Below are 21,364 nucleotides of genomic sequence, written 5' to 3'. Positions count from 1 at the left end.
TTGATTATCATGCCGGGAATGCAAAAAATGATATGAAATATACCATCAAAGAACTGCCTGCAGACCAGCGTCCTTATGAGAAATGCAGCCGCTATGGCTGCGATTCTTTAAGCGATGCAGAGCTGCTGGCTGTCATTTTACGCACAGGAACAGGTGGCAGCACATCGGTGGACCTGGCATGTGAAATATTACAAAAGTCCGGAGGAGAAGATTTGTCCGGACTGTACAAAATCAGTATTCCTGAACTTTGTCAGATAAAGGGAATCGGAAAAGTAAAGGCACTGCAGATCAAGTGCATCGCAGAACTCTCCAGGAGAATGGCCAAAGCCGGAGCAAGAAAAAAGCATCCTTTTGGCAGTGCACTGGAGATTGCCGAATACTATATGGAAGATTTTCGTCATTCTGATCAGGAACATGTATTTGTGATGTCTTTTGATACCAAAGGACATCTCCTGGGAGATAAAATTATTACAAAAGGTACCGTGAATCAATCACTGATTACGCCGAGAGAAGTCTATCTGGAAGCCATGCATAATCATGCAGCATACATTATTCTGCTGCATAATCATCCAAGCGGTGATGCGACTCCCAGTCAGGAGGATGTTGCGATTACCACGCGTATGGCTCAGGCTGGAAGCATTCTTGGAATTCCGCTGATGGATCACATTATTCTTGGTAATCAGTGCTATTATAGTTTCTGTGAACATCATGCATTCACAGACGAGGAGACACCAGACGGTACGTAAAAAACAAGGGGTAAAACATGGCATTTCATCATGCACTTGGTATAGATTTTGGTACAGACACCATCAAAATCTGTGATAAAAAAAATCGATTTACAGTCTGTGAAAAAAATATGATAGCGATCCGTGATGAAAAAAGGGTGATTGCTATTGGAGATGCGGCTTATGAGATGTTTGAAAAGACACCCATGAATGTCAGAGCCGCCTGTCCCATGGCCCGCGGGGTGATTGCAGAAGCCAGAAATGCGGAGATCGTCTTATCACATCTGTTAAAAAAACACAAGTCTATTCTGTCCGGCCGTCCTGCCATATTTATAGCGGTACCACGGGATATTTCTGCTGTAGAGAAAAGGGCTTATTACACCGTATTGATCAATATTGTTCCGGAGAACAAGATCTATCTGGTAGACAAGGGCATTGCGGATAATCTGGGTGTAGGAGTCTCTATGGATTCTCAAAGAGCCAGTATGCTGGTGAATATGGGAGCAGGAACGACAGAAGTATCTGTGGTTGCCGGAGGAAAGATCCTGATTAGTAAGACGCTTCAGATTGGAGGCGACCAGCTGGATGAGGACATCATTACCATGTGTCGCCGTATGTTCCATATTCATATTGGAAAGAAGACGGCAGTCCGGTTGAAGACGGCTTTGGCTTATGTAGGAGATGGACCGGCCAATTCTATGGTAGTGTATGGTATCAGTACGGTCTCAGGACATCCAATGACTGCAGAGGTTACTTCTATGGCAGTCAGTATCTGTATGGAACATACCATTCAGATGATTGCAGAAGAATTGCGTGGCATGATCGACCGGCTTCCGCCGCAGTTCCATCAGGATATTCTGGAGGCAGGTTTTTGCCTTATAGGAGGCTCTGCCATGATATTTAATCTGTCTGATTATTTCCGCAGACAGGTTCATGTACCGGTGTCTCTGGTCCCAGAGCCTGGACTGACGACCTTACGGGGGATTCAGGCAATTATGAATCAAAAAGATCTGGTGAAAAACTATACTTATTCTTTACGGGATCTGACAGGAAGTTTTATATAAGAGGTTATTATGAAGAAAAATACAATGGAAGAACACACCAAAAGTAAATTAATTCTATTCTTTTTATCTTTATTTTGCGGCATTATGATTATCGTAAGTTTTGCGCTGGAATTCACAGACAGTCCGGTGAAAGATGTAGTTGGCGTGGTACTGACGCCGATACAGAGCGGTATCAATCATGTGGGGGGATGGTTTTCCGGAAAGATGGATTATTTTGAGGACAACCTGAAGCTGGCAGCCCAGAACGAAGAGCTGCAAAGCCAGGTAGATCAGCTTACTGTTGAGAATACCCAACTTCTGCAGGATAAAGATGAGTTAAACAGCCTGCGGGATCTGTATGAACTGGATCATAAGTATGAGACTTATGAAAAAGTGGGAGCAAGAGTGATTTCTAAAGACGACAGCTCCAACTGGTTCAGTACCTTTACGATTGACAAAGGATCCAATGACGGACTGGCCGTGGATATGAATGTGATGGCCGGTTCCGGTCTGGTCGGAATCATCACGGACGTGGGACCGAACTGGGCAACGGTTCGTTCTATTATAGATGATTACAGTAACGTCAGTGCACAGATCAGTGAAACAGAAGATACCTGTATCATTGCCGGAGATCTTTCTCTGACCGATGAAGGAACAGTGCGTCTGGTAAAGCTGAATGATCCAGACTCTAAGGTTAAAGTGGGAGATACGGTAGTGACCTCCCAGATCAGTGACATTTTTCTTCCGGGAATTCTGATCGGATACGTATCGGAAATCGGAGTGGATTCCAACAATCTGACTCATTCCGGTCTGGTATCTACCGTCGTAGATTTTAAGGACATCAAAGAAGTTCTGGTGATTAAGAATCTGAAGCAGAAGGCAGAATCATAGGGTTGGAGGATAGAAGATGAGAACGAACGTAAGTATTTTTTTCCTGATGCTGATCTGTCTGCTTCTCCAGTGTACGTTAATGCCGGCTATATCCATTGCATCTATTACACCAAACCTGATGATTTCTTTTACGGTATCATTTGGTCTGATGCGTGGGAAAAAGTCGGGTATGCTCATTGGATTTTTTTCCGGGCTGTTGATGGATATGCTGTGCATGGTGCTTGGCTATTATGTGATTGGCTTCCGTGCCTTTATCTATATGTATATTGGGTATCTGTGCGGGTACTGTTATCAGATATTTTATGATGATGATGTAAAGATGCCGGTTCTCCTGACAGCCGCAGGTGATCTGGCTTATGGATTGATTGTCTATGTGGCACAGTTCCTGTTGAGGGGGAGAGTTGATTTCTTTTTTTATTTAAAGCGGATTATCATTCCAGAGATGATCTATACCGTTTTAGTAACTTTAGTGCTTTATCGAGTTTTTCTGTTTCTGAATAAGAAAATAGAAAAAACGGCAAAAAGGAGTGTAGACAGCTTTGTTTAAAAAACTTAAGAAAATTCTTTCACGATTTTTTCAGTCACGATCAGTGATTTTATCCATTCTGCTGGTTGTGATGGCTTTTGTGCTGGTTCGCCGGTTATTTGATCTGCAGATCATCAACGGAGAATCTTATCAGGATAATTATAATCTTCAAATCACCCGGGAGACCACGATTCCAAGTACCAGAGGATGCATCTATGACAGTGACGGAAATCTGCTGGCCTATAATAAGCTGGCCTATGACGTGACTTTTCAGGATGTGGGAAGCTATGAAACCACCAGAGAAAAGAACCTGACCATCAACGGATATCTGTATCAGATCATGCAGATTCTGTATGCCAACGGTGATGATGTGTATACAGATTTTGCTATCAGGATCAATGATGCGGGAGAATATGAATATACAAAAAGTGGTACCAATCTGCTTCGTTTCCGTGCCGATGTATACGGACAGTCAGACCCGGCGGATATGACACCTGCCCAGAAAGCAGTGTCTGCGGAGGACATGGTAAAGGAACTGGGTGGAGATGGCGATTATGGATTCTGGGTAATCTCAGATTCTCTGGAGAAGCCTTATACGGCAGAAGAACTGGCTCAGTATGGTCTTCCGGAGACATTGTCACAGGAGGATGCCCTGAAGATCATCGCCATGCGAAGTGCCATCAATCAGAACAACTATCAGAAGTATATCTCTACCACAATTGCAAAGGATATTTCGGATAAGTCCATGTCCAGTCTGATGGAGAGTAAGGGCTATTACGTTGGAGTAGACGTTGAGGAGAGTTCCATCCGTGTATACAACGAAAGCCTGTATTATGCCAACATCATTGGATATACCGGTAAGATCTCGGCAGAAGAAATTCAGTCACTGAATACAGATTCTGGAGAGAACAAATACGATACCACAGATATCGTTGGTAAGGCCGGGCTGGAGCAGTACTATGAAAAAGAACTTCAGGGTGTGGACGGCAAGAAAACGGTCTACGTAAACAACCTTGGTAAGGTTCTAAAGGAAGACTCACAGGTAGATCCACAGACCGGTGATGATATCTATCTGACTCTGAAGACGGACTGGCAGAAAGCCGGTTATCAGCTGCTGGAGCAGTACGTTGCCGGAATTGTGTGGTCAAATACATGGGATTATAAAGAATTTGATAATTCTCAGGTAGGTACCAATGAAATTGTTATTCCGGTTTATGATATTTACTATGCATTATTTGAGAATAATGTACTGAGTGTATCCCATCTGCGTTCCAGTGAAGCAACAGAGCTGGAGAAAAAGGTCTACAATATGTTCCTGGATAAGAAGGAACAACTGTTTGCAGACCTGAAAGCAGAACTGTTATCTGATTCGGCAAAGCCTTACAGTGAATTGAGCAAAGAAATGCAGGCTTATATCACATATCTGCTGGATACAACAATGACAGAACTTGGCATTATCCGGGAAGATGCTATCGATACCACCGACAGCACCTATCTGGCCTGGACCAATGATGAAAGCATCAGCCTGCGGGATTATCTGACGTATGCGATCTCGAAAGACTGGATGGATATTACCCAGATCAGTACGGATACCCAGTTCCTGGACAGCGACGAGATCTTCTCCAGTCTGTGTGATTATCTGTCAGAGTATGTGACAGACGATAACAACTTCAGTAAGATCGTATACCGCTATATGATCGAAAACGACCAGTTGAGTCCGCAGATCGAATGCCAGCTGTTGTATGATCAGGGTATTCTGGAACCGGATGATGCCACCTATCAGGGGCTGGGCGATGGCAGTGTCTATTCCTTTGATTTTATCAAGGATAAGATCTATAATCTGGAGATCAAACCGGCATCACTGGGATTATCACCGTGCTCCGGTTCCATGGTTATCACAGACCCGAACAATGGTAATGTACTGGCATGTATTTCTTATCCTGGTTATGACAATAATCGTCTGGCCAATGATATGGACGAAGAATACTTCTCGGAATTGGTAACCGACAAGTCCAGTCCGTTTTATAATAAAGCGACTCAGGAGCTGACGGCTCCGGGTTCTACGTATAAGATTGTAACCTCTGTAGCCGGTGTGATGGAAGGTGTCATCTCAGAAGGGGAAACCATCAACTGTACCGGTAAGTTCGAGGATGTGGATCCTGCCATTAAATGCTGGATTTATCCTGGTATGCATGGTTCAGTTAGTCTGGCCACTGCGATTCAGGAGTCCTGTAACTACTTCTTCAATGCAGTTGGTGTCCGTCTTGGTAATCTGGGTGGAACCAATGGAGAATCGGATGATGCCACAGGTATTGCCAAACTTGCCAAGTATGCTTCCATGTTCGGATTTGATCAGGAGACTGGTATCGAAATGGATGAAAGTACACCACGTATTTCTGATCAGGCAGAAGCACCATCTGCCATGGGACAGGGTAACAACGCTTATGCCACAGTACAGCTGGCCCGCTATGCAGCAACGATTGCAAACAGTGGTACCTGCTATGATCTGACCTTGGTTGACAAGATCACAGATTCTACCGGACGAACCATCATGGAAAAAGAACCGGTGGTTCACAGTAATGTAGAAGCCACAGACAGCTTGTGGAACACCATCCATACCGGTATGAACCAGATGATTAAGCAGAACACTTACTGGCAGGATATCGAGATCGATATGGCCGGTAAGACGGGTACCGCCGAAGAAACCGGTGTACCCAGCCACGCTTTGTTCATCGGTTATGCCCCTTATGATAATCCGGAGATCGCCATTGCCTGCCGTATCACCAACGGTTATACATCAGCGAATGCGTCTCTTCTTGCAAAGGATATGATCCGCTATATCTATGATCTGGCTGATAAAGATACTCTGATTACCGGACATGCATCCGTTTACTCCGGTGGAACCATTTCCGGTGCACGTACTGACTAATTGACAGATCTGCAAAAGACAGTGAAGCGAAGATACCACAGACAGATAACGGGAAATCCCCGTATAGAAGATGGGAGGATATCGCATGAGTGAAGTGATTGTCATTACTTCTGGAAAGGGTGGTGTGGGAAAAACCACACTGTGCGCCAACCTTGGCGCCGCCTTTGCCAGAATGGAAAAAAAGTGTGTAGTAGTTGACACAGACCTGGGCCTTCGGAACCTGGATGTCGTCATGGGACTGGAGAACCGGATTGTTTACAACCTGATTGATGTAGCAGAAGGGAACTGCCGCCTGAAGCAGGCTCTGGTACGAGATAAGCATTATCCGGGTCTCTATCTGCTTCCTGCAGCACAGACAAGGGATAAGTCGGCGATTACCCCACAACAGCTGATTAAGCTTACGGATGACCTGCGGGCGCATTTTGAGTATATTCTGATCGACTGCCCGGCCGGCATCGAACAGGGCTTTCAGAATGCTGTTGCACCGGCAGACAGAGCCATTGTAGTGACCACACCGGAGGTTTCGGCCATACGGGATGCCGATCGGATCATCGGTCTTCTGGAAGCTGCACAGATGAAAAAAACGGAAATGGTGATCAACCGTATTCGTCCTGCTATGGTGGCCAGAGGTGAAATGATGTCCGTGGAAGATGTGACAGAGATTCTGGCGATACCACTGATTGGCACCCTTGCTGATCAGGAAGACATTGTGATTGCAACGAATCAGGGAGAGCCCCTCGCAGGAAAAGATTCTCTGGCAGGGCAGGAGTTTCTGAATATTGCCCGGCGTATCATGGGAGAGCCGGTATCCTTCCCGGAGCTGAGCCAGGAAGAGGGACTTTTGCAGAGGCTGAAACATATTTTGAGGAAAAACAGTAACTATTCATAACCCACTGTGAGGAAACTGAACAGTTACGAAAAACGTATAAAACATGACAAATACAGGAAAAAAACATGATTAAACAATATAGATTAAGAGACTACAAATTTCGATTAGTATTATGGGTCATTGCACTGACCGTACTGGGAATTATGATCATCGGAAGTGCAGACAGTGACGTACAGAGTAAACAGATTATTGGGTTGATCCTTGGACTGATTGCCATGGTGATTGTATCATTGATCGATTACACCTGGCTTCTGAAGTTTTACTGGATTTTCTATTTTATCGGGCTTTTGATGCTGGCTGCAATCTTTGTCATCGGACGAAATGTCAATGGCGCTACCAGATGGCTGGTAATCGGTGGTATTCAGATCCAGCCTTCTGACTTTATGAAGATCATTCTGATTATGTTTTATGCTCAATATTTTGCCAGGCATGAGGATGATATCAGCAGTCCCAAAACAATCATCAAGTCATTGGTGATTCTGGCAGTACCGCTGGTCATGATCTACAAACAGCCGAACCTTTCTACCACGATTCTGGTACTGATACTTTTTTCTGTAATTTATTTTGTTGCAGGATTGAGCTATAAAGTAATCGGTGGTATACTGATTGTATTGGTACCTGCTTTTACGGTACTGATCAGTATGATTTTAAAACCTGGACAGACATTGATTAAGGAATACCAGATCAGGCGAATTCTCGCGTGGCTGTATCCTGATCAATATCCTTCCGATGCGGCACAGCAGGTCAATTCCATTATGGCGATCGGCTCCGGTCAGCTCTATGGAAAGGGACTGGATACCACAGCCATTGAATCTGTAAAAAACGGTAACTTTATTCCAGAGGCACAGACAGACTTTATCTTTGCCGTTGCCGGCGAAGAGATTGGATTTCTTGGATGTTGTATCATCATCATTCTGGAAATGCTTATCGCCATTGAATGCATCCGTGTAGGACAAAAAGCAAGAGAAAGGTCTGGCTCGATTCTCTGCTGTGGTATGGGTGCACTGATTGCTCTTCAGAGTATCATGAATATCTGTGTTGCTACAGGACTGATGCCAAACACGGGACTTCCGCTTCCTTTTGTAAGTTCCGGTCTTTCTTCCCTGATTACACTGTTTGTTGGTATCGGGCTGGTATTGAATGTAGGACTTCAGGTTAAAAAATATTAACGAAAGGATGTACTGTTATGAATATCGGATTAGTAGCACATGATTCCAAAAAAGTACTGATGCAAAACTTTTGTATCGCATATCGTGGTATACTTGCCAAACACACCTTATTTGCCACTGGCACAACAGGAAGGCTGATCGAAGAAGCCACTTCCCTGAATATTAATAAATATATCGCCGGGCATCTTGGTGGTATTCAGCAGATTGCAGCCCAGATTGAGCATAACCAGCTGGATCTGATGATCTTTCTGCGCGATCCGCTTCAGCCAAAAAAGCATGAACCGGATATTAAAAATGTATTTCGGCTTTGCGACACGTACAACGTGCCTCTGGCAACCAATCTTGCCACCGCTGAGATGCTGATTAAATCCCTTGACAGAGGAGAGTTAGAGTGGCGTGAAATGTACAGATAGAGAACTTACCAGACAGGAACGACGAATGCAGATCCGCAGGCGTCAGCGCAGGAAGGCACTGAGCTTTCTGCTGTTACTGATCTGCCTGATCGTTCTGATTGGATTTATTGTATTTTATTTTTTATTCCGATCTCATGAGATCAGCTTTACGAACCCCTATGACATGAGCAGTCAGGTCTACGGTGTGCTGGAGACTCCACAGAAGGGTCAGAGAGCGGAACCCTTTACAAAAGACCTTTGTGTTACTGCCGGAGATGTTGCTTTTGAAGATGAGAATCTTCAGACTGCAGAGGCTGGCACGATTATGGATCTGAGTACGCATGAAGTGCTGTTTGCGCAAAACGTACATGAACGCTTATATCCGGCCAGCCTGACCAAGGTTATGACCGCTTTGGTTGCTATCAGGTATGGCAACCTGGATGATGTCATTACAATTGATGAGAATGCACTGGATATTGATCCGGAATCTTCTGTCTGCTATCTGGAGCTGGGGGATCAGTACACATTAAAGCAGCTGATTTATGGTATGCTGCTTGCTTCCGGTAATGATGCAGCGAATGCGATTGCATGGCATGTGGGAGGCAGTCTGGAGGGCTTTGTATCTCTTATGAATCAGGAAGCCGCTGCGATAGGAGCAACGAATTCACACTTCATGAATGCGCATGGTCTTCAGGATGAGAATCATTATACGACACCATATGACATGTATCTGATCTTTAATGAGGCCATCAAATACAGTACCTTTACCGATGCTATCAACCAGCAGAGTTACACGGTTACTTATACAGCCGGAGACGGAGAGCAGTATGAGCGTACCTGGTTTGCTACCAACTATTATTTTACTGGTGAAGCAACTCCGCCGGACAACGTAACAGTCTTCGGAGGCAAGACCGGAACCACAGATGAAGCTGGCGCCTGCCTTTCTCTGCTTACCAAGGACCCTTATGGAAACTCCTATTTCAGCATTATTATGAAGGCAGATACGAAAGATGATCTGTACAGTGACATGAATGATTTACTGTCAATAATTAACAAAAAACAGTTGTAATTTAGAAATGAATGCAGTATAATTTTACATATACGAAACCGAAGGAGGAGATTACGATGATACAGATAATCGCTGGAGAAAAAGGAAACGGAAAAACAAAGTGTTTACTGGACAAGGTAAATTCTGAAATAAAATCTGTACACGGTAATATTGTCTACCTGGACAAAAATTCAAAACATATGTACGAGTTAAATAACAAGGTTCGTCTCATTGATGCATCTGAATTCATGATTGACAATGCAGACAACTTTATTGGATTTATATGTGGTGTAATTTCCCAGGATCACGATCTTGAACAGATGTATCTTGACAGTTTTCTGAAAGTTGCCAAACTGGAAGGTGCTGATATCAGTGCTACTTTATCCAAGCTGGAAGCTATTGGTGAGAAATATCATGTAACATTTGTATTAAGCATTTCTATGGATCCGGCTAAGTTACCGGAAGATATGAAGAGTAAAGTGATCAACTAGTTGCATTTTACTACATATACGAAGTGTATCAGAAAAGAGAAAATGCCGGATAATGTCTATCCGGCATTTTTTTCATGACATATAGAAGAAGGTTCGCAGAGCGTGTATTCTATTGTTGGATGGTAACTATTCAGAACCCACTGTGAAGGTACTGAACAGTTACGTTAGATGTATTTGAATGTAAGGAGTAAGAATGGCTATACGGAAACCCAGAAAAAGCAAAGTTGTAAAAATCAATCATCATTCCATGCTAAATATTGGAACTTTCATGTTTGGAATTTTGTTTGTCTATATGATTATCTGCCTGATTATGTATCTGACCTCCCCGCATGTGACCGCATATGAAGTCACTGCAGGTCCGCTGTCCGGTAATTATAAATATACTGCACTGGCGCTTAAATCGGAAAAGGTCGTATACAGCACCGGCAGTGGAGATATTCAGTATTATGCCAGGGAGAACAGCAAAGTGGGAGTTGGGAACGCCATCTACTCGCTTGGAGCATTAAGTGCTCCCCAGTCTGAACTTGGTACACAGTCGGTGGATGCTTCCTCTGCGGATACAGACACCCAGGAGAGCACTGAGCAGACGGCGGCTGATCAGGGTACTGCACAGGATAACACGGATTTTTCCTCTTTTCGTAATATAGCGTCCAGCTTTTCCACGAATTATTCTTCCATGGATTATCAGACCGTATATAATTTTAAAGCGGATGCACAGACCGCTATCTTTGAAACTTATACACAGAATCAGACTTCGTCCAGCTATACCGGTCAGAATCTTATCACCACAGATACCGATGGTATTGTAGTTTATTCTATAGATGGTATGGAAGATAAGACAGCGGATGATGTTCGACTCAGTGATTTTAATAAAACCAATTACAAAAGAACCAATCTTCGCATGAAAGACAGCGTCAGTGCCAATGATCCTGTCTATAAACTGATCACCAGTGAAGAGTGGTCTCTGATCATTCCACTGGATATCAAGACTGCTACAGAACTGGCAGATTCCACTACAGTACGTTTTACTTTCCTGGAAGACAAATCAACATTTAACGCAGATTTTTCGATTCTTCAAAATGAGGATGGATTTTTTGGAAAACTGGATATCAGCAACTCTGTCATCCGTTTTGCCGGTGACCGTTTTATTGATATTGAGCTTCAGATCAATAAAGCCAGTGGGCTGAAGATCCCAAATACCGCCATTGCGGAGAAGACATTTTATCGGATTCCGAAAGAATATGTCTCTGTCAATGAAGACAATGAGGATGAAATCAGCCTGATTAAAGAGACCTATGATACAGATGGTTCTGCCATCACAAAATATATAACAGCTACAGTATATGACAAGACGGATACCGATTATTATGTAGATACCGGGCTCTTTGAAGAAGGAGATTATGTGCTGATGAAGGATTCCTCCAAGCGGTATCAGATATCTGAGACCAAATCTCTGATCGGTGTCTACAACATCAATAAGGGTTATGCCGTATTTCGTGAAATTACGATCATTGATGAAAATGAGGAATATTGTATTGTAGAGAGTAATTCCAGCTATGGACTGGCACAATATGACCACATAGCGCTGGATGCATCCACTGTAAAAGAAGATGCCATTGTGGTATGATGATGGAAAAAAGGAGATGTCACTGTTATGATAAAAGAAAATTATCTGGATGTACAAAAGAAGGTTGTTGCAGCCTGTGAACGCGCAGGAAGAGATCCAAAAGAAGTTACATTGATCGCTGTCAGCAAAACAAAACCAGTATCCATGATTGAAGAACTTCTTCCTCTCGGTGTGGTTGATTTTGGTGAAAATAAGCCTCAGGAGCTGAAGGAAAAATATGAAGTTCTGCCAAAAGATCTGAAATGGCACATGATCGGTCATCTTCAGAGAAACAAAGTAAAATATATCATCGATAAAGCCTGCATGATTCATTCACTGGAATCCCTTCGTCTGGCTGAGACAATTCAATCCGAGGCAGAAAAGCATCAAGTGATTATGCCGGTGCTGATTGAAGTGAATGCGGCACAGGAAGAATCCAAATTTGGTCTGACGCTGGATGAGACACCTGCATTCATTGAACAGGTCGCAGCTTTTCCAAATCTTAGGGTATCCGGTCTCATGACGATTGCTCCTTTTGTTGAAAACCCAGAAGATAACCGCGTTCACTTTCAAAATTTATATAATTTATTTATTGACATTAAACAAAGAAACATTGATAATGTAAGTATGTGCAATCTCAGCATGGGTATGACAAATGATTATGAGGTTGCCATTGAAGAAGGTGCCACCATGGTAAGAGTTGGAACCGGTATTTTCGGTGCCCGTTCTTATCCGGTATAAAGAAAAAAGATTGGAGCAAAAGAATGAGTTTTATCGATAAGATATTGAACGCCATGAAGTTAAATGATGACTACGATGACGATGATGATTTTTTAGATGATGATATGGATGACTATGAAGAAGAGCGTCCGAAAAAGAGCTTCTTCAAAAAGAACCAGTCAGATTCTTTTGATGATATAGATGATGATGACTTCGAAGAAGAACCATTAGCAAGAAAAAGCCTGAAGCAGCCAGTAAAGACTCTGAAGACAGTGAATTCTTCCAAACCGAAAACCAGCAATAATTACTCTGCACCAAAGGCCACTACTACCAGCAGCAAGGTTTCTCCGATTCGTACACGAAAAGCAGCCAATGATATGGCAGTATGTGTAGTGAAGCCACGTAACATGGAAGATGCACGGGAGATTACGGAGACTCTGCTGGCCAATTGTACTGTTGTTCTGAATATGGAAGGACTGGATCTGGATCTGGCACAGCGCATCATTGATTTTACCTCTGGTTCCTGTTATGCCATCAACGGCAATCTCCAGAAGATCAGCAACTACATATTCATCATTACCCCTGCATCAGTAGATGTATCCGGAGATTTTCAGGATCTTTTAAATGGAGCTTTTGATATTCCATCTATGAATTTTAATTATTAATTATTAATTATGACCAAAGAAGAGACTTTATTTCAGAGAAGACTACTGGATCTGGCAAACATGGCAGATCAGCGTAATATTGTATTATTCAGTGACTTTCTGAGTCTGAATGAATTGAATATTTACCATAGCAGCAAAAAAGAACTGGGATTTGTGACCTGCCGGCTCTTTGGAGGCTATGAAGCAGCGGAGCGTCAGATGATAGCATTTATACCTGATGCTCTTTCTTATGATATCGGTACTGACCCTGAGAGCCTTCCATATGGCTGGGAGTACCCCTTTTCCTGTATCCGTATTTTACCGCTTCATGAAAAATATGCGGATAAACTGACACACAGAGACTTTCTGGGGGCAATTTTGCATATTGGGATAGAACGCAGCAAAATCGGTGATATTTTACTGACGGAAGACGGAACTTATGTATTCTGCCATAACACTATGACAGAACTGCTTTGTCAGGAACTGACGCATATTAAGCATACATCCGTTTATGCACAGTGTACCGGCCTGAAGGATTTTTCCTGGCATCCGTCCTATGAGACGATTCATGGAACGGTAGCGTCTCTGCGGCTTGACAGCCTTCTGTCTCTGGCATTTAACTCATCCAGAAGCAGCCTGACATCACTGGTAGAAAATGGCAGTGTCTATGTAAATGGTCGTCTGACTACATCCAATGGCTATAAATTGAAAGAAAATGATATCATATCCGTCCGCGGCTATGGCAAGTTCAAATATTGTCAGACACTTTCTGAAACACGAAAGGGACGTCTGTCTGTTGAACTTCAGCGTTATAAATAAAAGAAAAGGAGTCGAAACACTATGGAAACAAATGCATCTACCTTACTGGTAAAAACGGGAAAAGACCAGAGTTATACCATTTATTTTGAACAGAGCTTTGCCGGGCTGGCTTCCTGCCTGGAGAAGGACTGTCACATCTCCGGCAGAAAGATCTGTATTGTTTCTGACAGCAATGTATTTCCATTGTATGGAGATGACATCGTAAAAGAGCTGAACGGAAAATGTGTACATTTAACCAGTTTTATTTTCCCTGCAGGGGAAAAGAACAAAACCCTGGATATCGTAAGAGACTTGTATGAACATCTGATTCTGGAACATTTTGAACGCCGGGATCTGATCCTTGCGCTGGGCGGCGGTGTGGTAGGAGATCTTGCCGGCTATGCTGCAGCTACTTATCTGCGGGGGATTGATTTTGTCCAGGTGCCAACTACGCTGTTGTCGCAGGTAGACAGCAGTATTGGCGGAAAAACAGGAGTAGATTTTGACAGTTACAAAAATATGGTTGGTGCTTTTCATCAGCCTTCCCTGGTTTATATGAATCTGAACACTTTGAAAACTCTGGATGCACAGCAGTTTGCCTGCGGCATGGGTGAGATTCTGAAGCATGGTCTGATTAAGAATGCGGACTACTATGAATGGCTGATTAATCATATGATGGAGATCAATGACCGGGAACTTCCGGTATTGCTGGAGATGGTTCAGGAAAGCTGTCGTATTAAAGGCGCAGTCGTAGAAAAAGATCCAACAGAAAAAGGAGAACGTGCCCTGCTGAATTTTGGTCATACCATCGGACATGCCATTGAAAAAGTTAAATCCCCGGAACTTCTTCATGGTCAGTGTGTAGCATTGGGGTCTGTAGCAGCTGCCTATATTTCTTTTAAGAGAGGCCTGCTGAGTACGGAGGAATTCTACGAGATTCGCGATATGAATGTTGGATTCGATCTCTCGTTCCTGGTAGATGGAATCAACAGTCAGGAAATTCTTCGTATTACCAAATCTGATAAAAAAATGGATGCAGGAAGGGTGAAATTCATTTTGTTAAAGGGAATTGGAAAGGCATTTATTGATCATACTGTAACGGATGAAGAAATGCTGGATGCCATTGAATTTCTTAATGCAGATAATCTGGAAAAGGAGTAGTTGCCATAACTTTGTTATGTCAACTAAAGAACTATTATGATGGATTCAAAGAAAAACAGACGGTTTTACTTCATCGGATTGGCAACATTATTTCTCCTGATATTACTGGATCAGCTGACCAAGTTCGCTGCAGTTCAGTTTCTGAAAGGCAATTCCAGTATTTCCATCCTTCCTGGCATATTGGAACTGTATTATCTGGAAAATCATGGAGCTGCCTGGGGAATCCTGGAAAATGCACGTTACTTTTTTCTGTTTGCTGCAGTGATTCTGGTGGGGGTTCTGTTTTATTATTATCGTCGCATTCCGACAGAGAAACATTGGAATTTCTGTCGTTTTCTTATGATTATGCTGGCATCCGGAGCCATCGGGAATGCGATTGACCGATTCTGGCATGGATATGTGATCGATTTTCTCTATGTTTCGATCATTGATTTTCCTGTTTTTAATGTAGCTGACTGTTATGTCACCCTTTCTATTTTTCTATTTTTCGTATATTACAGAAAAGAGGTAGGTACGTGGATCAGAAGCGACTCATAGCTTCCGGTGATTTTTCCGGCATTCGGATAGATAAGTTCCTTTCCGATCAGTTTCCGGAATTTTCCCGGTCTTATATTCAGAAATTAATCAAAGATGGCCAGGTAACTGCCGATGAAAAAGTGATCAAATCCAATTACAAAATCAGTGGATCGGAGGAGATTATCCTGACGATTCCTGATCAGGTGATTCCAGATATTCTGCCAGAAAATATTCCCCTGGATATTCTCTATGAAGATCAGGATCTGATAGTTGTCAATAAGCCAAAGGGAATGGTAGTACATCCGGCTGCCGGTCATTACAGCGGTACTCTGGTGAATGCGATTATGTATCACTGTGGTGATGAACTGTCCGGCATCAATGGTGTCATGCGGCCGGGGATTGTCCATCGGATTGATCAAAATACAACAGGAAGTCTTCTGATCTGCAAAAATGATATGGCACATAATGCCATCGCAGAGCAGTTAAAGGTTCATTCTATTACCAGAAAATATCGAGCCATCGTTCACGGCAATCTAAAAGAAGATCATGGTACAGTGAATGCGCCTATTGGCAGACATCCTGTTGACCGGAAAAAAATGGCCATAGAACCACGCAATGGAAAGGAAGCCATTACCCATTATCAGGTATTGGAACGGTTTGGTAACTATACTTATATTGAATGTCAGCTGGAGACAGGACGTACTCATCAGATTCGAGTTCATATGAGCAGTATTCATCATCCGATCGTGGGCGATGATGTCTATGGTCCGGCCAAATGTCCGTTTCCCGGATTGCAGGGACAGACTCTTCATGCTCAGGTGCTTGGATTTATTCATCCACGAACAGGTCAGTACATGGAATTCTCAGCTCCACTGCCAGAATATTTTGAAAACCTGTTAAAAAAATTACGCACCACTTCAGCCAGGTAATGAAGTGTATGATTCTTTGTACAATTTGCTGTACAATTTACTGCCTATATTGTATAATAGTAACGAAATTAATTTATCCAAAAGAGCAGGAGGAGATTACTATGGCATGTAAATCAATCATCACAATCGGAAGACAATATGGAAGCGGTGGAAGAGAGATTGGGCAAAAACTTGCTGAGGCTTTTGGAATCAAATGCTATGATAATGAATTATTAGACCGTGCAGCCAAAGAGAGTGGAATCTGTCAGGAGCTTTTTGAGAATCATGATGAGAAGCCAACTAACAGCTTTCTTTATTCTCTGGTTATGGATACGTATTCTATGGGATATGCATCTTCTGCATTATCCGGTATGCCGATCAATCATAAAGTATTTCTGGCACAGTTCAATGCCATCAAAGATATCGCAAAAGAAGGTCCATGTGTTATGGTTGGACGGTGTGCAGACTATGCACTGGAAGCGTTTCCGAATCATATCTCTGTTTTTATCTATGGAGATCTGGATACCAGAATTCATCGTATCGCCAAACGTCATGAATGGAGCGCTTCTAAAGCCAGGGATGCGATTACCAAAACAGATAAGCAGCGGGCAAGCTATTACAACTATTATACCAGCAAAAAATGGGGCGATATCAGCAGCTATGATCTCTGCGTGAACAGCTCTGTTCTTGGCATTGATGGTACCGTAGATTTGATTAAAAAATTCGTGGAAGAGAAAGAAGAGCGAAAGATTCCACGCCATTTATCGGAATAATTGCAGGAGAGTACAACCATTATGAAATTTGTGATTCAACGCGTGCAGGAGGCATCTGTTACCGTAGATCAGACCTGCATCGGTCAGATACATAAAGGATTTCTGGTTCTGATCGGGATCGGAAAAGATGACACCAGAGAGATTGCAGATCAGCTGATCAAAAAGATGATTCAGCTTCGCATCTTTGAAGATGAAAATGGAAAAACCAATCTGGCTCTCAAAGACGTAGATGGTAGCCTGTTGCTGGTTTCTCAGTTTACGCTATATGCCAATTGTAAAAAGGGTAATCGTCCAAGTTTTGTGGATGCCGCATCTCCGGATATGGCCAATACATTATATGAATACATTATTTCTGAATGCCGGAAACAAATTCCATGTGTAGAAACCGGCAGATTCGGAGCAGATATGAAGGTCAGTCTGATCAATGATGGTCCGTTCACAGTGATACTTGAGAATTAAATAAAAAAGAATTCCTCTGCCAGATTCGTTTTGATCTGACAGAGGAATTCTTTTTTACTGCAATCATATAGGGGAATCTAATCTTCCCTGAGGCGTACTGCAGAGGCAGCTTTGCGGCGTCTCTGGTCATCCATGGCAGCATAATGCTTTTTGGTGGTATTGACGTCCTTATGACCCAGAACATCAGCTACCAGATAGATATCACCGGTTTCCTGATAAAGGGCGGTACCATAGGTGCTTCGCAGTTTGTGTGGTGTAATTTTTTTTGTTCCTGTAATCTGAGAAGCATATTTTTTTACCAGATTTTCTACCGCCTTAATGCCGATTCGTTTGCGCTGGGTAGAGAGAAACAGCGCATTTTCATGGCCTGTAATTGGTGTGATGCCTTCCCGTACCGCCAGATAATCCCGCAGAGCAGCTTCTACTTCCTCACCAAAATAAACAATCATTTCATTTCCGCCTTTTCGGACAACTTTAATTCCATTATTTTTAAAATCTACATCATTCAAATCCAGTCCCACGCATTCCGATACACGAATTCCAGTTCCAAGTAAAAGGGTGATCAATGCCAGATCACGAACTTTTGTCTTTTCCCAGTAGACTTTTTTCTGGCCGGTCAGTTCATCACCGCCATGTTCGATAAAATCCAGCAGCATAGCCGTTTCATCCGCATCCAGACGAATAATAGCCTTATCATGAATCTTTGGCATGTCAACCAATACGGATGGATTGGTCTGAATCATTTCATGCTTATAATAGTAAGCGTAGAACCCTCTGAGAGCCACCATTTTGCGTTTTAAGGCACGTTCACCGTTCGTGTGAAGATTTTCCCGGTCACCGTATACTTTTAAGTATTCCAGGTATTCCTCGATGTCCAGAGCCTTGATCTGATCCAGAACGGATACCTGAATATCAGATATCGATTTACCTTTCAATGCAGGATTCTCATTTAAGAGAAACTGAAAAAACACACGAATGTCATACGCATAAGAAATCCTGGTTCGTGTAGATGTGGTCGGTTCAATGGCCCGGAAATAATCCTTTGCAAAAGGAGGAAGCGTTTTCAGAATTTCCCGTAAACGTAAGGTATTGTCAATGTCAGTTTGCTCATGGTATGTCATAGATGTCTGATCCATAAATATAAAAGTTCCTTTCCGAATTACTATCCATCTATTCGTTAAACTATGGTTTGTCGAATAGATATATGGGATATTATATCATCGTTTCAGACAAATGACAAGTCTGCATTTTCAGCCACGGATATTAATTCAACCCCATTATATATATGATCAAAGCTACAAGAATCAATATTATCCAACTAACGTATCGTCCTGCAATTTCCCAGTCAGATGGTTCTGCTCCATCCGTATCTCGAATCTGAAAGGCGAGATTCCAGCGGAAGATTTCGTCTGCATACAGAATCGAAAATGCATTGAATATACTAATAATCAAAGCACCAAGCCATGCCGTCCAGTTTCCTTTATGTGTCAGCACAGGATCATTCATCAGCTCCAGTATGTTGCCCGTAGATGGTTCATTTGGATCAATGATATTGCCGTCAATGTGCCTGCGTCCCATGAATTTTACCTGAATATATGATATTATTGTTTTCCTGTATCGGAACAAAAATAGAATTCTTATATTCATAACCTACTCTGGAGATGGTAATGGGATACAATATCGTAAATACCAGAGACATCAATAACATAATCAATAAAAAACATTTTTGATAACGATTTAAATTTTTGATTCTCTTTGAAAAAGTCATGTGCCTAACTGCTCCTCTCCTATTTCGACTATTGTATCATTACTGCTGTAAGTTTTCCAGATGATTTATGAATGTTAATTCGCTTTTAATGGTACTTCGTAAGTGAGCTGTTTTCCATTTTCTTCATCGTATTCGCTGAAGAGTACTGTTTCTACCTGATCCGGATCAATCACCCGGTCCAGTGGGAATGACACAACATATTCCTGACCTTCTTCACTTGTATATCCCGTGCTTTCACTACCGGCAGAGATATATTTCATCACAGTACCATCTTTTAACCGGATTCCAAAAGCAAATGGTGGTTGTGCAGGCCAGGCGACAGTCTGTATTTCACCGTTTTCATCCTCAAATTCTTCCATTCGTGGCTCTGTTTTTGGAAAATCATATGTGATGCGCATGGAAACCGGTGAAAGTTCTACTCCTGTGACAATTGTTTCCGTATCACCTAATTTTTCATTGGTTTCTATGTATTTAGCTGTATCAGCACCGCCAAGTGTCATATCCAGTATCCAGTTGCCTTCGATATCAGGGAAATATTGCGCCTTTGCCACAGTTCCAAGATTCTCTAATTCTACATGCAGCTGTTTGCCTGTAAAAAATCCTTTTTCATGGCTCTTCAGTATCATATGATACTCCAGACTGCCATCATCCATCACGTAATTTTCTATCATGGAGCCATCGGCCTCTGTTTCCGGTGCTGACCCATATGCATTCACAACCATTCCATCATTGCCCGAAATCATTCCATCATAGAATCTGCCGCCCCAGCTGACATCCTGTCCGTCTACGGTGACTGAAATAGTTTCAAAGTCTGGCTGCACCCCTTTTTCAACAGAATAGCCCTCTACCTTAAAGGAAAGATAGGTGTAATAATTATCGGTAATACTCTGCTGTGCTGTTACTGTCACACCTGCATCTGTGACGGATGCATCGGAAAATGCTGCCATGCCATTTGCTTCCAGATTCTTTTGCTGTTCCTCTGAAATACGCAGTTCCTCTTTCATTCCATGACTCCAGTTTGTATAAGCGGCATAGGCAGATACTGCACCAACAGTCAGCGTGGCAATGAGTGCCGCAACCATATATTTTTTCCGGGATTTTTTTACTGGTTTCTGATACGTTACGATTTTATCGCTGCTGCCGGCATCCTTTCGGATCTGTTCAAATGCCATATTTGCTTTTTCTGTTACAATATCAGGGATTTCAATATTTTGCTGCAATGTATAAATCGTATCATTTTTCTTCATTAATTTGCCCTCCTTTGCCGTAATTCAAAAGCTTCTGTCAGGCGGTCACGCCCTCTGGACAGTCTGCTTTTTACCGTGCCTTCTGAAAGATCCAGTATCTGGCTGATTTCACTGACTTTAAATCCTTCTACATAATACAGCATCATAATCAGTCTATATTTTTCTGAAAGAGAATCTAACGTCTGTTTCCATTCAATATTTTCATACTCCTGCTCACGGTACGCCGGATCTGGGATATAGTCTTCCCATGCTACTGTTTTATTTGCTCTGATCAGGTCATAGCATTTATTAACCAGAATTCTCGTCATCCAGGTACGAAAATATCCATCATGCTTCAAACTCCCCAATTGTTCCCAGCAGGCCAGTATGGTATCTGAAATAGCATCTGCCACATCTTCATCCTGTGATAAAATGGATCTGGCAGTTTTATACATGTTTTGCATCTGAGACTGCATCAGCTGTGTAAAAGCTTCTGTATCACCTCTTTTTGCCATATTGACTAACTTCTCCATTTTCCTTCTCCCTTCTGAAAATCTGTACGTACAGGAACAGGTTTTTAACTGTTCTATCTATTAGACGCAGAAAAATGCCAAATGGTTCCAAAAAATCTATAACATAACTTGAAGGACTGTTCTCCATAGACAGATACTTCTATGAAACA

At 42.5% G+C, this 21,364-nt stretch carries 23 protein-coding genes; 19 read left to right on the top strand and 4 right to left on the bottom strand.

What is annotated here, in order from left to right; translation table 11 throughout:
- Positions 1 to 32 precede the first annotated feature (32 nt).
- From radC to dtd, 19 genes are all read left to right on the top strand, one after another.
- Positions 33 to 746: a RadC family protein gene (radC, locus tag OCV47_RS00915; protein WP_117448770.1), complete on the top strand. Its 714-nt coding sequence runs from the start codon at positions 33 to 35 to the stop codon at positions 744 to 746.
- A gap of 17 nt (positions 747 to 763) precedes the next feature.
- Positions 764 to 1,789, top strand: a complete 1,026-nt coding sequence (locus tag OCV47_RS00910) for a rod shape-determining protein (protein WP_262653106.1) — start codon at positions 764 to 766, stop codon at positions 1,787 to 1,789.
- A 9-nt stretch (positions 1,790 to 1,798) separates the two neighbouring features.
- Positions 1,799 to 2,659: a rod shape-determining protein MreC gene (gene mreC / locus OCV47_RS00905; RefSeq protein WP_256296350.1), complete on the top strand. Its 861-nt coding sequence runs from the start codon at positions 1,799 to 1,801 to the stop codon at positions 2,657 to 2,659.
- A 16-nt stretch (positions 2,660 to 2,675) separates the two neighbouring features.
- On the top strand, positions 2,676 to 3,206 hold the full coding sequence (mreD, locus tag OCV47_RS00900; RefSeq protein WP_262653104.1) for a rod shape-determining protein MreD: 531 nt from the start codon (positions 2,676 to 2,678) through the stop codon (positions 3,204 to 3,206).
- Positions 3,199 to 6,114: a penicillin-binding transpeptidase domain-containing protein gene (locus OCV47_RS00895; RefSeq protein ID WP_262653103.1), complete on the top strand. Its 2,916-nt coding sequence runs from the start codon at positions 3,199 to 3,201 to the stop codon at positions 6,112 to 6,114. The genes mreD and OCV47_RS00895 overlap by 8 nt, the downstream gene beginning before the upstream one ends.
- Positions 6,115 to 6,199: 85 nt before the next feature.
- Complete coding sequence (minD, locus tag OCV47_RS00890; protein ID WP_117448775.1) at positions 6,200 to 7,003, top strand: septum site-determining protein MinD; 804 nt, start codon at positions 6,200 to 6,202, stop codon at positions 7,001 to 7,003.
- A gap of 65 nt (positions 7,004 to 7,068) precedes the next feature.
- Positions 7,069 to 8,172, top strand: a complete 1,104-nt coding sequence (locus OCV47_RS00885; protein WP_262653100.1) for an FtsW/RodA/SpoVE family cell cycle protein — start codon at positions 7,069 to 7,071, stop codon at positions 8,170 to 8,172.
- Between the two features lie 17 nt (positions 8,173 to 8,189).
- Positions 8,190 to 8,585 carry a methylglyoxal synthase gene (mgsA, locus tag OCV47_RS00880; protein WP_117448777.1) on the top strand — a complete coding sequence of 132 codons (396 nt, stop codon included), beginning with the start codon at positions 8,190 to 8,192 and terminating at the stop codon, positions 8,583 to 8,585.
- On the top strand, positions 8,569 to 9,633 hold the full coding sequence (locus tag OCV47_RS00875; RefSeq protein ID WP_262653097.1) for a D-alanyl-D-alanine carboxypeptidase family protein: 1,065 nt from the start codon (positions 8,569 to 8,571) through the stop codon (positions 9,631 to 9,633). The genes mgsA and OCV47_RS00875 overlap by 17 nt, the downstream gene beginning before the upstream one ends.
- 56 nt (positions 9,634 to 9,689) lie before the next feature.
- Positions 9,690 to 10,103 carry a twitching motility protein PilT gene (locus tag OCV47_RS00870; protein WP_256296339.1) on the top strand — a complete coding sequence of 138 codons (414 nt, stop codon included), beginning with the start codon at positions 9,690 to 9,692 and terminating at the stop codon, positions 10,101 to 10,103.
- Between the two features lie 193 nt (positions 10,104 to 10,296).
- The gene (locus tag OCV47_RS00865; RefSeq protein WP_262653092.1) at positions 10,297 to 11,730 is read left to right on the top strand and encodes a biotin/lipoyl attachment domain-containing protein; all 1,434 of its coding nucleotides are present in this window, start codon (positions 10,297 to 10,299) and stop codon (positions 11,728 to 11,730) included.
- A gap of 27 nt (positions 11,731 to 11,757) precedes the next feature.
- Positions 11,758 to 12,450, top strand: a complete 693-nt coding sequence (locus tag OCV47_RS00860; protein WP_117448783.1) for a YggS family pyridoxal phosphate-dependent enzyme — start codon at positions 11,758 to 11,760, stop codon at positions 12,448 to 12,450.
- Between the two features lie 23 nt (positions 12,451 to 12,473).
- Positions 12,474 to 13,094: a cell division protein SepF gene (locus tag OCV47_RS00855; protein ID WP_256296334.1), complete on the top strand. Its 621-nt coding sequence runs from the start codon at positions 12,474 to 12,476 to the stop codon at positions 13,092 to 13,094.
- A gap of 60 nt (positions 13,095 to 13,154) precedes the next feature.
- Positions 13,155 to 13,892 carry a YlmH/Sll1252 family protein gene (locus OCV47_RS00850; protein WP_317244125.1) on the top strand — a complete coding sequence of 246 codons (738 nt, stop codon included), beginning with the start codon at positions 13,155 to 13,157 and terminating at the stop codon, positions 13,890 to 13,892.
- A gap of 21 nt (positions 13,893 to 13,913) precedes the next feature.
- Positions 13,914 to 15,032, top strand: a complete 1,119-nt coding sequence (gene aroB, locus OCV47_RS00845) for a 3-dehydroquinate synthase (RefSeq protein WP_117448786.1) — start codon at positions 13,914 to 13,916, stop codon at positions 15,030 to 15,032.
- Positions 15,033 to 15,068: 36 nt separating this feature from the next.
- Entirely contained in the window at positions 15,069 to 15,569 is a 501-nt protein-coding gene (gene lspA, locus OCV47_RS00840; RefSeq protein ID WP_262653089.1) for a signal peptidase II, read from the top strand.
- Complete coding sequence (locus OCV47_RS00835; protein ID WP_117448788.1) at positions 15,548 to 16,477, top strand: RluA family pseudouridine synthase; 930 nt, start codon at positions 15,548 to 15,550, stop codon at positions 16,475 to 16,477. Before lspA ends, OCV47_RS00835 begins: the two co-directional genes overlap by 22 nt.
- Positions 16,478 to 16,578: 101 nt before the next feature.
- Positions 16,579 to 17,229 (top strand): cytidylate kinase-like family protein, encoded by a 651-nt coding sequence (locus OCV47_RS00830; RefSeq protein ID WP_117448789.1) that lies wholly within the window; start codon positions 16,579 to 16,581, stop codon positions 17,227 to 17,229.
- Positions 17,230 to 17,250: 21 nt separating this feature from the next.
- Entirely contained in the window at positions 17,251 to 17,688 is a 438-nt protein-coding gene (gene dtd / locus OCV47_RS00825) for a D-aminoacyl-tRNA deacylase (protein WP_256296322.1), read from the top strand.
- A gap of 77 nt (positions 17,689 to 17,765) precedes the next feature.
- On the opposite strand, the gene OCV47_RS00820 is transcribed toward dtd, so the two are convergent.
- From OCV47_RS00820 to OCV47_RS00805, 4 genes are all read right to left on the bottom strand, one after another.
- Complete coding sequence (locus OCV47_RS00820) at positions 17,766 to 18,824, bottom strand: tyrosine-type recombinase/integrase (RefSeq protein ID WP_256296320.1); 1,059 nt, start codon at positions 18,822 to 18,824, stop codon at positions 17,766 to 17,768.
- Between the two features lie 127 nt (positions 18,825 to 18,951).
- Complete coding sequence (locus OCV47_RS00815) at positions 18,952 to 19,266, bottom strand: hypothetical protein (protein ID WP_262653088.1); 315 nt, start codon at positions 19,264 to 19,266, stop codon at positions 18,952 to 18,954.
- A gap of 264 nt (positions 19,267 to 19,530) precedes the next feature.
- Positions 19,531 to 20,703, bottom strand: coding sequence for a DUF4179 domain-containing protein (locus OCV47_RS00810; RefSeq protein WP_262653086.1), 1,173 nt, complete (start codon positions 20,701 to 20,703; stop codon positions 19,531 to 19,533).
- Positions 20,703 to 21,215, bottom strand: a complete 513-nt coding sequence (locus OCV47_RS00805; RefSeq protein ID WP_262653084.1) for an RNA polymerase sigma factor — start codon at positions 21,213 to 21,215, stop codon at positions 20,703 to 20,705. The genes OCV47_RS00810 and OCV47_RS00805 overlap by 1 nt, the downstream gene beginning before the upstream one ends.
- Between the last annotated feature and the right edge of the window lie 149 nt (positions 21,216 to 21,364).

The organism is Muricoprocola aceti, from assembly GCF_025567005.1.
GTDB lineage: Bacteria > Bacillota > Clostridia > Lachnospirales > Lachnospiraceae > Marvinbryantia > Marvinbryantia aceti.
The sequence above is the reverse complement of the archived record's forward strand: the minus strand, read 5'-3'. Positions and strand labels throughout refer to the sequence as shown.